At 71.2% G+C, this 14,704-nt stretch carries 15 protein-coding genes; 4 read left to right on the top strand and 11 right to left on the bottom strand.

Annotated features, from left to right (window positions below; all coding sequences use genetic code 11):
* Nucleotides 1-80: 80 nt before the first annotated feature.
* On the bottom strand, nt 81-752 hold the full coding sequence (locus ACFWEE_RS09295) for a TetR/AcrR family transcriptional regulator (RefSeq protein ID WP_386887832.1): 672 nt from the start codon (nt 750-752) through the stop codon (nt 81-83).
* 145 nt (nt 753-897) lie between these two features.
* Here ACFWEE_RS09295 and ACFWEE_RS09290 point away from each other — a divergent pair, with 145 nt between their 5' ends.
* Nucleotides 898-1,662, top strand: a complete 765-nt coding sequence (locus ACFWEE_RS09290; protein ID WP_386887830.1) for an SDR family NAD(P)-dependent oxidoreductase — start codon at nt 898-900, stop codon at nt 1,660-1,662.
* Nucleotides 1,663-1,677: 15 nt separating this feature from the next.
* Here ACFWEE_RS09290 and ACFWEE_RS09285 read toward each other — a convergent pair whose 3' ends face one another.
* The 3 genes from ACFWEE_RS09285 to ACFWEE_RS09275 all read right to left on the bottom strand — a co-directional run bounded on the left by ACFWEE_RS09285 (nt 1,678) and on the right by ACFWEE_RS09275 (nt 3,489).
* Entirely contained in the window at nt 1,678-2,343 is a 666-nt protein-coding gene (locus ACFWEE_RS09285; protein ID WP_386887828.1) for a DUF5063 domain-containing protein, read from the bottom strand.
* Nucleotides 2,344-2,405: 62 nt separating this feature from the next.
* Entirely contained in the window at nt 2,406-3,005 is a 600-nt protein-coding gene (gene recR, locus ACFWEE_RS09280; RefSeq protein WP_327177030.1) for a recombination mediator RecR, read from the bottom strand.
* Between the two features lie 148 nt (nt 3,006-3,153).
* The gene (locus ACFWEE_RS09275) at nt 3,154-3,489 is read right to left on the bottom strand and encodes a YbaB/EbfC family nucleoid-associated protein (protein ID WP_386887826.1); all 336 of its coding nucleotides are present in this window, start codon (nt 3,487-3,489) and stop codon (nt 3,154-3,156) included.
* Nucleotides 3,490-3,857: 368 nt separating this feature from the next.
* Between ACFWEE_RS09275 and ACFWEE_RS09270 the strand changes: the two genes are divergently transcribed.
* The gene (locus tag ACFWEE_RS09270) at nt 3,858-4,658 is read left to right on the top strand and encodes an SLATT domain-containing protein (RefSeq protein WP_386887824.1); all 801 of its coding nucleotides are present in this window, start codon (nt 3,858-3,860) and stop codon (nt 4,656-4,658) included.
* Nucleotides 4,659-4,743: 85 nt separating this feature from the next.
* Here ACFWEE_RS09270 and ACFWEE_RS09265 read toward each other — a convergent pair whose 3' ends face one another.
* The 5 genes from ACFWEE_RS09265 to ACFWEE_RS09245 form a co-directional block, all read right to left on the bottom strand.
* Nucleotides 4,744-5,394 (bottom strand): hypothetical protein, encoded by a 651-nt coding sequence (locus ACFWEE_RS09265; protein WP_386887823.1) that lies wholly within the window; start codon nt 5,392-5,394, stop codon nt 4,744-4,746.
* Nucleotides 5,395-5,659: 265 nt separating this feature from the next.
* Nucleotides 5,660-6,349, bottom strand: coding sequence for a GntR family transcriptional regulator (locus ACFWEE_RS09260; RefSeq protein ID WP_386887821.1), 690 nt, complete (start codon nt 6,347-6,349; stop codon nt 5,660-5,662).
* Between the two features lie 294 nt (nt 6,350-6,643).
* The gene (locus tag ACFWEE_RS09255) at nt 6,644-8,026 is read right to left on the bottom strand and encodes an aspartate aminotransferase family protein (protein WP_386887819.1); all 1,383 of its coding nucleotides are present in this window, start codon (nt 8,024-8,026) and stop codon (nt 6,644-6,646) included.
* A gap of 723 nt (nt 8,027-8,749) precedes the next feature.
* Nucleotides 8,750-9,103 carry a PRC-barrel domain-containing protein gene (locus ACFWEE_RS09250; RefSeq protein WP_386887817.1) on the bottom strand — a complete coding sequence of 118 codons (354 nt, stop codon included), beginning with the start codon at nt 9,101-9,103 and terminating at the stop codon, nt 8,750-8,752.
* Nucleotides 9,104-9,357: 254 nt separating this feature from the next.
* On the bottom strand, nt 9,358-9,519 hold the full coding sequence (locus tag ACFWEE_RS09245) for a hydrophobic protein (protein WP_266707077.1): 162 nt from the start codon (nt 9,517-9,519) through the stop codon (nt 9,358-9,360).
* 246 nt (nt 9,520-9,765) lie between these two features.
* Between ACFWEE_RS09245 and ACFWEE_RS09240 the strand changes: the two genes are divergently transcribed.
* Nucleotides 9,766-10,011: a DUF6332 family protein gene (locus ACFWEE_RS09240; protein WP_386887815.1), complete on the top strand. Its 246-nt coding sequence runs from the start codon at nt 9,766-9,768 to the stop codon at nt 10,009-10,011.
* Nucleotides 10,012-10,228: 217 nt separating this feature from the next.
* On the opposite strand, the gene ACFWEE_RS09235 is transcribed toward ACFWEE_RS09240, so the two are convergent.
* Together ACFWEE_RS09235 and ACFWEE_RS09230 are read right to left on the bottom strand one after the other, a co-directional pair.
* Nucleotides 10,229-10,762: a hypothetical protein gene (locus ACFWEE_RS09235; RefSeq protein ID WP_386887813.1), complete on the bottom strand. Its 534-nt coding sequence runs from the start codon at nt 10,760-10,762 to the stop codon at nt 10,229-10,231.
* A gap of 156 nt (nt 10,763-10,918) precedes the next feature.
* Nucleotides 10,919-11,809, bottom strand: a complete 891-nt coding sequence (locus ACFWEE_RS09230) for a glycoside hydrolase family 19 protein (RefSeq protein ID WP_386887811.1) — start codon at nt 11,807-11,809, stop codon at nt 10,919-10,921.
* 519 nt (nt 11,810-12,328) lie between these two features.
* On the opposite strand from ACFWEE_RS09230, the gene ACFWEE_RS09225 reads away from it, so the two are divergent.
* Nucleotides 12,329-14,650 (top strand): protein kinase, encoded by a 2,322-nt coding sequence (locus ACFWEE_RS09225; protein ID WP_386887810.1) that lies wholly within the window; start codon nt 12,329-12,331, stop codon nt 14,648-14,650.
* Nucleotides 14,651-14,704: the final 54 nt, after the last annotated feature.

The raw sequence follows: 14,704 nt of genomic DNA, 5'->3' as shown, positions 1-14,704 counted from the left end.
GAACCGGACCCGCCCGGTGCCCACCCGGCACCGGCCCCGCCCAGGAGCCCCCTCCCGGGCGGGCGCTCACCGGGGAGCCGTCACCGACCGGCGGCCCCGGCCTCCTCCACGGAGCCCGGCCCCTGCCGCAGGACCTCGGCCGCGATCCGCAGGGCGTCGCGCGCGACCTCGTCCAGGGTGCGGTCCGTCCGCTCCCGCTTCCAGGCGTACTCCTCGGCGGCGACCCGCAACGCGACGTTGATCATGGCGGCGGCAACTCGGGGCGCGAGGGCGTCCGGTGATTCCCCGGTGCGCTCGGCGAGGGCTTCCGCGAGGACCGGCTCTGCCTCCAGGTGGGTCTGCAACCACACGGCCCGGAGCCCCGGTTCGGTGCGGGTGAGCCGGACCAGGCTGAGCACGTCCTCCGAACCGGCGGTGGGCCGCATGGTGTCGGGCCGCATGGCCTCCAGCGCGTCGATCAGCGGTTCCTCGCCGGAGCTCGCGCGGAGTGCCTCGGCGAGCGAGTCGACGCCGACCGCGAGCAGCGGCTGCACGCACGCCTCCTTGGTCGGGAAGTACCGCCAGAGCGTGCGGGTCGAGACGCCCGCCTCCGCGGCGATCTCGTCGGCGGAGGTGGCGGCGACGCCCTTCCGGGCGAAGAGCCGCACCGCGACCTCCGCGATCTCCAGCCGGGTGGCCGCCTTGCGGCGCTCGGTCAGCGGCGGGCGGCCGGCGCGGACGGACGGCGCGGCAGAGGTCGGAGCGTCTCCCATGGCCCCACCCTAACGATCTCAGCACTATGACGCGGGGAGCCTTTCTGGCACGGTCCAGCCTTTGTGGTACTCAATGCCTTTCTGGCACTGTGCGCCAAAAAACCGTACAGTCCGAGACGGAACACCAGAGCGAGGGAGCACCACCATGAGCACCAACGACTTCCAGGACCGCGGCGTCGTGGTCACCGGCGCGGGCTCCGGCATCGGCCGGGCCACCGCCCTCCAGTTCGCCGCCCGGGGCGCGCGGGTCCTCGTCGCCGACCTGGACCGGGCGCGGGCCGAGCAGACCGTCGCCGACATCACGGCGGGCGGCGGCACCGCCGTCGCGGTGGTGGGCGACCTGAGCGAGCAGGCCGTGGTGGACGAGGTCGTGCGTACCGCGGTGGAGACCTTCGGCGGCCTGGACGTGCTGGTCAACAACGCCGGAATCATGGACTCCATGTCGGCGGCGGCGGACGTCACGGACACCGAGTGGGAGCGGGTCATACGCGTCAACCTCACCGCGCCGTTCCTGCTGACACGGGCCGCGCTGCCACACATGCTGGCGGCCGGGAAGGGCGCGATCGTGAACACCGCGTCGGAGGCGAGCCTGCGCGGCTCGGCGGCGGGCGCCGCGTACACCGCGTCGAAGCACGGCATCGCGGGCCTCACCAAGTCGACCGCCGTCATGTACCGCGCCCAGGGCGTCCGCACCAACGCCATCGCCCCCGGCGGCACCGTCACCAACATCCAGGTGAACGCCGACCGTGACGCGCTCGGCCCGGCCGTCCTCGGCTCCTACATGGGCAACGTCGGGAAGCCGGCCTCCGCCGAGGAGCAGGCCGCGGCGATCGTCTTCCTCGCCTCGGACGCGGCGAGCAACATCAACGGCGTGGTCCTCGCCGTGGACAACGGCTGGTCGGCGGTCTGACCCGCCCCCGGATCCTTACTGCTGCTTCACCGGGCGCAGCCCCAGCGGCCCCGCGATCTCCTGGACCATCACCAGGCCCGCGGCCTCGGCGAGGTCGTCGTCGCCCGGGTCCTGGTCGGTGTCGAGCCCGTCCAGCTCCGCCAGCGGCTGGTTGAGGCGGATGTGCGCGATCAGCGACTGCAGGGCCCGCAGGGTCGCGGAGGCAGTCGAGCCCCAGTTGGAGAAGTACGAGAACTGCCACCACCACAGCGCCTCGGCCGCGCGGTCCGCCTCGTAGTGGGCGAGACCGTGGCCGAGGTCGGTGACGAGGTCGGCCAGGTCGTCGGAGATCCGGTGCGGCACGGGCGCCTTGCGGGGCTCGTACGGGTCGAAGACCTCGGAGTAGACGTCGATGGGCTCCAGCAGGGCCGCGAACCGCTCCCGCAGGCCGTCCGCGTCCGGCTCCGCGCCGAGGTCGGGCTCGTACCGCTCGTCCGGGAGGATGTCCTCGTACGCGCCGAGCCGGCCGCCCGCGAGCAGCAGCTGGGAGACCTGGAGGAGCAGGACCGGAACGGCCTCCTCCGGCTCTTCGACCTTGGACACCTCGGTGACCGCGACGATGAACGTCTTGATCTGGTCCGCGATCTGGACGGCGAAGTCGTCCGGGTCCTGCGTGACGGAGTTCAGCGTGGCGTCAGACATCGGGGGAACCTCCGGTGGGCACCTGCACGGACGGTGGCTGGAACCTCTGCAACGTACCCGCGTCAGACATCGAGAAGCCGTCTCCCCTCGAAGGCGCGGCCCAGGGTCACTTCGTCCGCGTACTCCAGGTCGCCGCCCACGGGCAGACCACTGGCGAGGCGGGTGACACGGAGCCCCATGGGCTTGATCATCCGCGCCAGGTACGTCGCGGTGGCCTCGCCCTCCAGGTTCGGGTCGGTCGCCAGGATCAACTCGGTGACGGAGCCGTCGGCGAGCCGGGTCAGCAGCTCGCGGATGCGCAGATCGTCGGGGCCGACGCCCTCGATGGGGCTGATCGCGCCGCCGAGCACGTGGTACCGGCCCCGGAACTCACGGGTCCGCTCGATCGCGACGACGTCCTTCGGCTCCTCGACCACGCAGATGACCGTCAGGTCGCGGCGCGTGTCGCGGCAGATGTTGCACTGCTCCTGCTGCGCGACGTTGCCGCAGACCGAGCAGAAGCGGACCTTGTCCTTGACCTCGAGGAGGGCATGGGCGAGGCGCCTCACGTCGGTCGGCTCCGCCTGCAGCACGTGGAAGGCGATCCGCTGCGCGCTCTTGGGACCGACGCCCGGGAGCCTGCCCAGTTCGTCGATGAGGTCCTGAACAACGCCTTCGTACAACGGAACGCCTTTCCTTCAATCGCTGCTCGTACCGTAGTGGGTACGCGTGGGTACCCATAGGGGTGCCGGACGGCTCGGCTCTGTTTCGCGGGCCGGCCGAGTCCGTCGATCCGGCCCGCGCACCGGCCCGCCCGGTCGGCGGGACGGCTCAGAACGGGAGTCCGGGCATGCCGCCCAGGCCCTGCGCCAGCGGGCCCAGCTTCTGCTGCTGGAGCGCGGAGGCGTTCTCGTTGGCCGCCTGGACCGCCGCGACGACGAGGTCGGCCAGGGTCTCGGTGTCCTCGGGGTCCACCGCCTTGGGGTCGATCACGAGGGCGCGCAGTTCGCCGGAGCCGTTCACGGTGGCCTTGACCAGACCGCCGCCCGACTGCCCCTCCACCTCGGTCCGCGCCAGCTCCTCCTGGGCCGCCGCGAGGTCCTGCTGCATCTTCTGGGCCTGCTGCAGCAGCTGCTGCATATTGGGCTGACCACCACCGGGAATCATGGTCACTCCTGGGCTTTTCGAGGGCGGATGTTTGGCTAAAACGAGCCTACGTGCTCGCCGGGTGCCCCGCTCCACCCATCGGAAGCAACTCTTTCGAGTGAGATTCTCGACCCCAGGAAAACGCCCTATACCTGACCAGAGGCCGACAGCACGCTGTAATGCAGCGATTTCGCTCCCACGGCCCACCATTCGGCGGTAGGAAGGGCATGCGTACCGCCACACACGATCGCACCGCCGGTCACGCAGAGTCAGCACGGCCCGCGGGCGAAGCTGGCGCAGCGAGCCAGACGGCGGAGTCGGTGAGAGTCCGTGGAGATACCCGAGACAGACCCTCCGTAGTTCCACGCAGAGTGCAGAGGAGTGCCCCGGTGAGCCAGCCGGAGATGCCGCCCGAGGGGCCGCCCCGCAAGGAATCCGCCGCGGGGTCATCCGGTGACAGCACCGGAGTCACGCATTCCGCCCCGGAACCGGGCGGCCCGGCGGGACGGGGACGCGATCTCGTCGCGCGACCGTTCCCGCTCGGCGACTGGGGCGAGCCGGCCGAGCGCCTGGACGAGCTGTACCGGTGGGTCGAGACGGGCGCGCTGGAGACCGCGGCCTGGTACCTGAAGGACCGCACCTGGAAGCGGCGCGGCGCGCGCGGACTGCGCGTCGGCACCTCGGTCGGGGTCGTCGCGGGAGCGACGCTGCCGCTGCTCGACCTGACGGGCGCGCTGGACGGCTCGGCGGGGTACGGCTACTTCTCGTTGCTGCTCGGGGCGGCCTGCATGGCCTGCGACCGGTACTTCGGCCTGACCTCCGGCTGGATAAGGGATCTGGCCACCGCGCAGGCCGTGCAGCGCAGGCTCCAGATGCTCCAGTTCGACTGGGCCTCGGAGTCCGTACGCGAAGTGCTCGGCCCGACGGAGGGCACCGCGAGCGAGGCGGCCGAGCGCTGCCTCGGGGTGCTGCGGCGCTTCTCCGAGGACATCACGGAGCTCGTACGGTCCGAGACGGCGGACTGGATGGTGGAGTTCCGCGCCGGACCCGCCCCGATGGGGACGCAGTCCCTGGTGACGGGCACCGGGATCGGCCGGGGCGAGCAGACCGGGCCCCCGGGCCGCTTCTCGATGCCCTCGGTGACCCGGCCGAACATGCCCCGGCAACGACCGCCGGAGCCGCCCCGGTGAGGTGCCGCCGCGCGCTCCCCCGCGTGTCCTTTCCGCGTGTCCCCGCGCTCCTGCGGGGCGCGCGGTCAGCAGCGGTCAGCAGCGGTCAGCTGAAGATGATCATCGAGCCCTGCGCGAGGCTGCGGGTCGCCGCCGCGTGCAGGCCCAGCCAGACGTGCCGCTCCCGGGCGAACGGGCTCGCGTCGTACGCGATCGGGTCGGCCGGCTCCTCCAGCTCGGTGGGCCGGGTGGGCGGCGCGGGCGCGGCCGGCGGGTTCGCCGGGTCGATGCCGATGGCCGGAGCGACGAACTCCAGTTCGCGCAGCAGGCCGTGCGAGGACCCGAGCGGCCCCCCGCCCTCCAGCAGCGCGTCGTTGGAGAGCGGAACGGGGAAGTCCACCGGGACGTACGCCCCCGCGTGGTCGAAGTGCCAGACCAGGTGAGACTGCTGCGCGCTCTGCTCGAACATCTCCAGGAGCTGTTCGTAGTCCCCACCGAGGCCGTCGACGGGCGTGACCGCCAGCCCGCTGAGCTGGAGCAGATAGGCACGGCGCAGGTAGTGCAGCGCCTCGTAGTCGAACCCCGCGACCGGGGCCACGTCCCCCGTGAGGCCCGGCATGTACGCGTAAACGGGGACGGGCGGCAGACCGGCCTCCCCCAGCGCGTTGTCGAAGACGGCGATCTCTTCGGCGAACGGGTTGTCGGGGCTGTGGCACAGCACATCGACGAGGGGGACGAGCCACAGGTCACAGGCCACGAAGTCTCGCTCTCACACGGGTTGGGCGCTCGTCGGGACAGCGTAATGCGGCGGGTGGGCCACGCACAGGGTCTCTGCGGTCACGGGACCAGGACGAATCCGGACACGACGGGGGCACGTCGCCTCAGGGACCGCACGACGCCTCACGGACCGCACGAGGTCCACGGACCGCACAAGGTCTCACGGCCGCACGAGGCCCCACCGGGCGGGCGGGACGCCTCACGGCCGCCCGAGGCGCACCAGGTCCCTGGGCGGGCGGGACGCCTCAGTATCCGTCCGTCGCGATCCGTTCCATCGCCAGGAGCCGTTCCGCCCACTCCTGCTCCCGGGCGTAGTAGCCGCGCAGCATCGCCAGCACGCGTGTCCGGTCCCCGGAGGTGACCGCGTCGGCGAGTGCCTCGTGGTCGAGCCAGAGCAGCCGGTTCCGTTCGGCGCTCGTACGGAGCCGGTGCACCAGGAAGACCCAGCCCTGCACGCGGAGGGTCGCGAGGAAGTCGCTGATGTTCGGGTTGCCGAGGAACGCGCTCAGCTCGCGCCAGAACCGCAGGTCGTAGCCGATCAGTACGTCAAGGTCGCCGCCCTTCGCGGCGCGGGCGGCCTCGGAGGCACGGCGTCGCACGGACACCATCGCCTCGCCCCGGACCGTGATGGGGTGGCAGCCGCTGAAGACGCCCTCCACGATGACGGAACGCGCCTGCACGATGGAGCGGTAGTCCTCGGCGGAGAACGCTCGGACCTGGAACCCGCGATGCTCGTCGGAGACGAGAAGGCCCTGCGAGGCGAGGTCGAAGAGGGCCTCGCGGACGGGCGTCGCGGAGACCCCGTACTGCTCGGCGATCTGCTTGACCGTGAACTCCTTGCCCGACGGAAGACGCCCCGCGAGCACTTCGTCACGCAGCGCACCGGAGATCTGGCGGCGCAGCGTGTTGCGGGTCACACCTCCGTGCGGGCTCATCCCGTTCCCTCCCCATTTTTCTGTTCGGGACACCTTAAGGCAGGGCCGCTCTGCCCGGATCCGGGCAGGGCCGCCGGGGAGGGGTGCGCGGGGACAGATGTGAGGGTCCGTCACCTTCGACGGGAGATCTTCCGGCTCGGGACACGGATAACGGTCATTTCTCTCGCCGCGCCGCAAACGGCTCCGCGGGGCGCCGCTTCAGGCGGCACCGGCGCGGTCCGTGCCCGCGCCCGTCGCGCCCGCCCGGACCGTGCCCATGTCCGCCGAGCCCGCTCGGACCGTGGCCGCGCCCGCTCAGACCGTGTAGCCGTCCGCGACCGTGAGGGCTTCGTCGAGTGCCGCGAGACCTTCCCGCGCCTCGGCGTCGCTGACGGTGCAGGGCGGCACGACATGGGTGCGGTTCATGTTGATGAAGGGCCACAGCCCCCGCTTCTTCGCCGCCGCCCCGAAGGCGGCCATCGGCGCCGCGGCCTCCCCCGTCGCGTTGTACGGGACGAGCGGCTCGCGTGTCTCCCCGTTCCGTACCAGTTCCAGCGCCCAGAACGCGCCCACGCCCCGCACCTCGCCGACCGAGGGGTGGCGCTCGGCCAACTCGCGGAGTCCCGGTCCCAGCACCGTCTCGCCGAGGCGCGCGGCCCTCTCGACGACCTTCTCCTCCTCCATCACCCGGATCGTGGCGACGGCGGCGGCGCAGGCCAGCGGATGCCCGGAGTAGGTGAGTCCGCCGGGGTAGGGGCGGGTCTCGAAGGTGGCCGCGATCTCGGCGTTGATCGCGACGCCGCCGAGCGGCACGTAACCGGAGTTGACCCCCTTCGCGAAGGTCATCAGGTCGGGCACCACGCCGTCGTGATCGGCCGCGAACCACTTACCGGTACGCCCGAAGCCGGCCATCACCTCGTCCAGCACGAAGACGATGCCGTACCGGTCGCAGATCTCGCGCACGCCCGGGAGGTAGCCGGGCGGCGGGATCATGATGCCCGCCGTGCCGGGGACGGTCTCCAGCACGATCGCCGCGATCGTGCCGGGCCCCTCGAAGGCGATGGTGTCCTCCAGGTGCTGAAGGGCGCGGGCACACTCCTCCGCCCCGGACGTCGCGTGGAACGGCGAGCGGTACAGGAACGGCGCCCAGAACCGCACCACCCCCGCCGACCCGGTGTCGGACGCCCAACGCCTCGGGTCACCCGTGAGGTTGATCGCGGCGGAGGTGGCCCCGTGGTACGAGCGGTACGCCGAGAGCACCTTCGTACGGCCGGTGTGCACCCGCGCCAGTCGCACGGCGTTCTCCACCGCCTCGGCCCCGCCGTTGGTGAAGAAGATCTTGTCCAGGGCGCCCGGGGTGTGGGAGGCGATCAGCCGCGCCGCTTCGGACCGGGCCTCGATCGCGAACGCGGGCGCGAAGGTGGCGAGTTTGCCCGCCTGCTCCTGGATCGCGGCCACGACGACCGGATGCTGATAGCCGATGTTGGTGAAGACGAGACCGCTCGTGAAGTCGAGGTACCGGTTGCCTTCGTAGTCCCAGAAGTACGAGCCCTCCGCCCCCGCCACGGCGAGCGGATCGAGGAGGCCCTGCGCGGACCAGGAGTGGAAGACGTGCGCCCGGTCGGCTGCCTTCACGGCCGCACCGGCGGCCTGGTCGACGAACGGGTCTCGGGGGCCACGAAGGGCTTCAGCGGTCATGTCGGCGAGCGTAGGGGGTGGGACATGCGCGGTTCCATGACCGCGCACAGGGGAGTTGACGTGCGGGTGCGTGGGGTTCACACCGAATCATCCCATTCCTGCCCCTCCTCCAGCCGACAAGCGCCACCGCCACCGTCACCGTCGCCGTCGCCGGTACGCATCACTCGTTCGTGCGATGTGGGCCTGGGGAACATCAACCTTTCCGACCCGGCGGTGCTCTGTACAGGAGTGACGGACCAAGGATGTCGGCTCCTCTTCTCAGGGAGCGGGCACGGAGGAAAGGCACCCCGATGAAGGTTTCACACACACCAGCGCACCATTCGGCGGCAATCCGGCGGGCAATCGCCTGGGCCGTCATCCGCGCCCTGCTCGGCTCGCTCAGCACATGGATCGCCATCGCTCCGAACACGCGATCCACCCGCCTGAATCTCTCCCCGAAACACGGATGTTCGCCGCTGCTCCCACGGCTGGATTCGCTGGAACACGTCACCGCCACGGTTCATGGAGAAGTCCGGGCGCGCGGAAAGCGGGCCGGGCCTGGCAGAAAGACTCTGCCTGGCCCGACCCGCCGGATTCGTTCAACCGCGCGCCGCGTCCAGCAGCGCTCACCAGCGCCACAGTGCCGTGCTGCGGTCTCGACTCCGTGATGACTTCTCCTCGGGGCGCCATCCCGTGGAGGGTGAAGCGCCGCGAGCCCGGGACCCGTCCTGACGCACGTCGGCGTCAGATGCGACGGTGGCGTCCGTAGTGCTCACCCGTGGTCTCGAAGAACTCGGTGTTCCCCAGGTGCGAGTCCTTGTCGAACTCCGGAGCACTCTTGATCTGCTCCTTGTCCAGGTCCACGTAGACCCTCTTCTCGTCCGGATCGACCCGGCGCACCGTGCCCGCCGGAAGCAGGACGTGCCTACCGAAGATCCAGACTCCGGTGTCGACCACCAGATAGGAGGAGCCGACCTCGTCGGAGTGCTTGTCGACCTTGCCGATACTGCCGTCGGTCGCTTCGACCTTGTAGCCGATCAGGTCGGTGCCGGCGGTGTGGCCGGCCGTGGGCTGGTAGCCCCAGATGTTCTCGCTCATCTCCAGGCTTCCTCTCTCGTTGCCGGATGGGATGTCAGGCTCAATCGGACGGTAATTTCGCCGCAGGTGCGTTTTCCGTCCTGACCTTCGCCTGCCCGGCATCGTCCACCCCATGCACCCCAATTCCCTTGACGGGTATCGCAAAAGACCCGACGCGCCACTCCGAAAGAAACCCGGGAACGCGAAAAGGGCCCGCCCATCGGGAGCGGACCCTCTTGCTACAGCGCGTTGCTCACACGGAAGGTTCGCGCTGACTACCACCGGTACCAGCGGTGGCTGCCACCCTTCGGGCGGGCCACGAAACCGATCAGCCAGAGAACAAGGACGATCGCTGCGACGATCCACAGCGCCTTGAGCGCGAATCCAGCACCGAAAAGAATGACGGCCAGAAGAAGAACGAGAAGCAGGGGAACCATGATTATCAACCTCCAGAACTTCTGCTGCCCCTACAACTTCGCCCCACACACACAAACTCCTCTGTTTCTTCGGGAATTTACGGGGCAAGCGCACCCGCCCTCCCGGAATGCACCCTCCACCGAACCGTTCCCCCACCCTGGAGCCGCCGCCCCGACCCGCCCACACCCGCGCCCCGGCCCCGGCTCAGGCCTCACGCCCGACCCCACCCACTGGACCTGGACCACGCCCGCTGCCACGCTCTGGCCATGGCAACGGGGCGAAGGACTCAGGAAGACCGGGACGAGATCACCGTGGAGATCGGCTACGCGCTGCTCAGCGCGTGCTTCCTCGGCGCCCTCGTCTTCGGCGCGATCGCAGGGCCCGCAGTCGTCTGGGACCTCTCCCGCACTACCGACAAGGCTCTCCTCATCACAGGAGCCTCGATCGGAGGGCTGCTCGCGGTGCTCCGCGTCGTGCACGTGCTGTGGCGGTTCGGCCGGTACCACCCCTGAGCCCGGTCACCACCCTTCCGGCATCCGTCAACGGGCGGGAACCCGGTACGGGTTGGTGTTCCACCGCGGAGGCGTCCCGTACGCGGACCCAGAGGCCGGCGCCCTCGCCGTCCCGGGTCTCCTCCTCACCCAGCACCCCGGGCTCCGGGTCCCCGGACCACAGGTCTCGGGGCTCCAGGTCCCCGGACTACGGGTCTCCGGACTCCGGGTCCCCGGACTACAGGTCTCGGGACTCCGGGCCCCGGGACTCCAGCACCTCGTTCTCACCGACTGCGGCAAGCAGCCAGATCGGGAACTCCGGGTCGGCCTGGCCCACCGTGAGGCCGAGCCAGCGGGTGGTGCCGGGGATGTGCCAGACCTGCATGCTGCCGGCCAGATTGCAGAGCTGCCCCAGGGGTTCGGGGGCAGCGGAGGCCATCTCCGGCTCGTCGTCACCGGCCAGCCAGGGCCACAGGTCGATCGTCCCGGGCTCGCCCCAGCGTTCGGTGAGTGCCGTGGCCACGGCACTGAACTCGGCCTCGATCTCCTCCTCGGCCGGTTCCACCGCCTCTTCCTCCCGCCCGTCCCAGAAGTCCTCGCTCGCCCGCAGGATGAGCAGATGGTGGCCGGGGCCGCTGCTCCGTACCCCGCTGTCCTCAGCCTCGTCGCCCTGCGGGAACGGCAGGCCGAGCACGTGGTCGACGAGGGCGATCCGCTCGGCGGTCGTGGTGGGGGTGGGCAGGCTGCCGCTGTCGGATGTCTCGGATGTCATGCACACGGATCTTGCCAACGCCCCCTGTGGAACGCCGAGGCGGGGGGTGCGGCTCGGCCGGGGGCCGGTCGCACCCCCCGCCCGGTCAAGCGGAGGAGGAGGTGGAGACGGTGGCGCGGAGGCAGTTCATGGAGCTGCCCCGAAGCGGGAAGGGGATCAGCAGCTCAGGTTCGAGCCCGGGGCGACGCCCAGGATCGAGGTGAACGACTGGTACGAGTTGACGCGGCTCTGGACCTGGGCGGGGTTGCCGCCGTTGCACTCGATGGAGCCGTTGATCGAGCGGATCGTCTCACCGAACCCGGCACCGTTGACCATGGCGTTGTGCGGGGTCATCGTGCCGGGGCCGCTCTGGGTGTTCCAGTACCAGAGAGCGGTCTTCCAGGCCACGGCCGCGTCCGTCTGGACGAGGTTGGGGTTGGACAGCAGGTTGATGCCGAGGGCGTCACCGGCGGCCTTGTAGTTGAAGTTCCAGCTCAGCTGGATCGGGCCGCGGCCGTAGTACGCGGACTGGCCGGCCGGGCAGCCGTAGGACTGCGAGGTGTCGCAGTAGTGCGAGTAGTTGGCCGTGTTCTGCTCGACCACGTACACCAGCCCGCCCGTCTCGTGGCTGACGTTGGCGAGGAAGGCAGCCGCCTCCTGGCGCTTGACGGTGTCGCTGCCGGTGGTGGCGAAGCCGGGGTACGCGCTCAGGGCGGCGGTCAGCCCGGAGTACGTGTAGAAGGAGTTCCGGCTCGGGAACATCTGGTTGAACTGCGACTCGCTGACGACGAAGCCGGAGGTGCTCGGCGTGCCGGGGTCGGTGGTGCCGCTGCCACAGGTGCCGGCGTCGGCCCAGACGTCGGTGGTGCCGGGAACCTCGTTCTGGGTCCACCACTTGGCGGTCCAGTTGTGCCCGTTGCGGGAAGCGGAGTCGCCGCCCCAGTAGACGGACGAGGAGTTCCAGGCGGCGGCGCAGGTCGCGGCGGAGGCCGTACCGGCGGGAAGAACGACGACCGTGGCCGCTACGGCCGCTGCCGCGGCGAGAAGGCCCATGACGCGTCGGAACACGTGATCACTCCTTCGGTGCGACGCTGCGTCCGGACTTCTGGCCGGTCCGGGGGCGCGCCGGCTTGTGGGGGTGCGGACACTCAAGCGAGAGTGGTCTGGACCTGTCAAGGTCTGGACCAAGCTTCGTTCGCCGCCCGCAGACCCTCGCCCCACGGACCGTCCACGTCGGCGGACGTCACGCAGCGCCCCTCAACAGGGGCTAAACACGCAGGTGTTGGGCAGTTCCCTTCGACGGACGGGCCAGCGCCCCGGAAAAGAATCCGGGCGACCTCACCCCACCTCGACCCCCTCGCACCGCAACTCAGTTCGAAGGGGCGAGCGACCGGAGCACCCGGGTGCGCGGCAGGATCTCCTCGTGCGCGGCACGCTCCGGGACCACTCCGGATGAGGCAGCCGAAGCGCGGGACCGCGCCACCCGGGCGACCGATATGCGAGTATCCCGGCGTGGACCCGCTGACTCCTCAAGATCCTCCTCGGGTAGGCCCGTTCCGGCTCCTCGGACGCCTCGGCACGGGAGGCATGGGCCGCGTCTATCTCGCCCGCTCGGAGGGCGGGCGGACCGTCGCGGTGAAGGTCGTGCACGCCCAGTTCGCGGTGGTGGACGAGTTCCGGATCCGGTTCGCCCGGGAGGTCGCCGCGCTGGAGCGCGTCGGTGGCGCGGGCACCGCCCCGGTCATCGCGGCGGACACGGAAGCCGCCCTTCCGTGGGTGGCCATCGCGTACGTGCCGGGCCCCTCGCTCCGTACCGTCGTGGGTGACCGGCGCCCGCGGCGGGCCCAACGCACCTGGGCGGAGGGGCGATGGGAAGCCGCCGAGCGCGGCAGGCCCGAACCCGTCGCGGAGGTAAGGCCGTTGCCGGTGCTCTCCGTGCGTTTCCTGGCCGCCGGCCTCGGGCGGGCGCTGACCCACATCCATGCGGCGGGACTCGTCCACCGCGACCTGAAGCCGTCCAACATCCTGCTCACCGTGGACGGCCCCCGCATCATCGACTTCGGCATCGCCCGCGCCGTCGAGACGGTCACGGACGGCGGCCTGACCAGCACCGGCGCGGTGATCGGCTCGCCGGGGTTCATGTCGCCCGAGCAGGTACGGGGCGAGAAAGTCACCGCCGCCTCGGACATCTTCTGCGTCGGCGCGGTCCTCGCGTACGCGGCGACCGGGGTGCAGCCCTTCGGGGCCTCCGACAGCGGGGTCCACGCCATCATGTTCCGGATCGCGAACAACGAGCCGGACCTGACCGCGCTGCCCGCCGAGCTCGGGCCCCTGGTGCGGTCCTGCCTGCACCGCGACCCCCACCGTCGCCCCACCGCCGCCGATCTGGCGAAGTCGGGGCCCCGGTCGTCCAAGCGGCCCGAAGCATGGCTGCCGCCCGAACTCCTGGCCCTGCTCGGCTCCCAGTCGGCCCGGCTGCTGGACGCGGAGACACCCGCCCCGGACCACCCCGACCCGGCCCGCCCCGCCCCGGACCACCCCGACCCGGACGATTCCGCCCCGGCCCACCTCACCCCGGGCCACCCGACCCCGGACCGCCCCGGCCCCGAACCCGCCACGCCGGATCACGCCGCCCCCGTACGTGCCGACCTCCAGCACCGGTCACCGGACCGCGCACCCCGCGCACACCCGTCGCACGCCCCCAGCGGCGGCCCGACACCATCCCCGGAAGCACCTCCGACGACCCCCCGGGATTCACGCTCGGCCACACCCACGCGTGCATCCACGAACACACCCGTGAGCTCACCCTCGAGAACACCTCCGACGACGTCCGCTTCGTCGCCCTCCTCGTCACCCGCCTCGTCGTCCACGGCCACATCCCCGGCGGGCCTCCGAAGGGCCCCCCGCACCCACGCGGGAGGACGTCCCCTGGGGCGCACGGCACTGGTCGCCGCCTGCGCGGCGGCCACCGGGCTCTTCGGCGCCGGTCTGGCCCTCCAGCACTACACCGCGGGCGGGCTCAGCGGATTCAGCCGGCTCGTCGGTCTCGGCCTCTTCGGGAACCCCGCGCAGAGCACCGACTTGGGCACCGATGTGGGCACCGGCGTTAGCACCGGCGACGACGGAAGCTACGGCTCCCGCCCCTGGGGGCCCAACGGCCCCGGCGACGTCCCCGAGGTCTACCTCGGGGCCTGGGAAGGCGTGCTCAAGGGCGCCGACGACGCCCCGTACGCGACGGGCCGGATCGAGATCGGGCAGGGCACCCGGGGTCACAAGACCGCCACCTGGGTACAGGTCTTCGGCGGGCGCCTCTGCATGGGCCGGTCCGTCCTCGTCGACGCCGACGAGGACCACATCGTCTTCGGCGCGAGCGACGTGACCACCGGCATCCCCGCCGACCGCTGCACTCCGGCCGCCCACCAGACGCTCGCGGTGCGCTCGCCCGACATCATGGAGTGGACCTCCGGGGCGGTCCACTCCCTCTTCCGGCGGGCCGCGAGCGGTACCCGTGCCGTCCCGGCCGCCTTCCTCGGGACCTGGAAGCGCGCGCCCATGCCCCACCTCGGCCGCGGGGAAAGGCACCTGTACCGGTACGCCGTCACCGTCACCCAGGGTCCGGTGGGCGCCCCGCTCATCCGGTACGTGTCGAGAACCCCGAAGCTGGACCCCGACACCGGACTGCCGAACGTCGCCCCCGTCGACTGCGCGAGCAGCGCCGTCGTCGGAGGAGCGGGCGAACTGCTGATCGCCGGGCCGGACATGCTCTCGGCGGCGGACCGCGCCGATCCCGACTGCTTCTCCAACGGCTCGCAGTACCTGCGGATCGACACCTTCGAAGGACGGGAACGTCTGCTCGTCTACGGGATGAGCGCGGACGGCGAACCCGCCGAGTACTACCGGGCCTTCTGACACCCACCCGCCCCACCCGAACTCCCGGCCCCCGCGCGGAGCGAGAGGCCGGCC

This window comes from Streptomyces sp. NPDC060184 (assembly GCF_042728795.1).
Lineage (GTDB): Bacteria > Actinomycetota > Actinomycetes > Streptomycetales > Streptomycetaceae > Streptomyces.
Note: the sequence above shows the minus strand (reverse complement) of the source record. Positions and strands in the feature narration are given on the sequence as shown.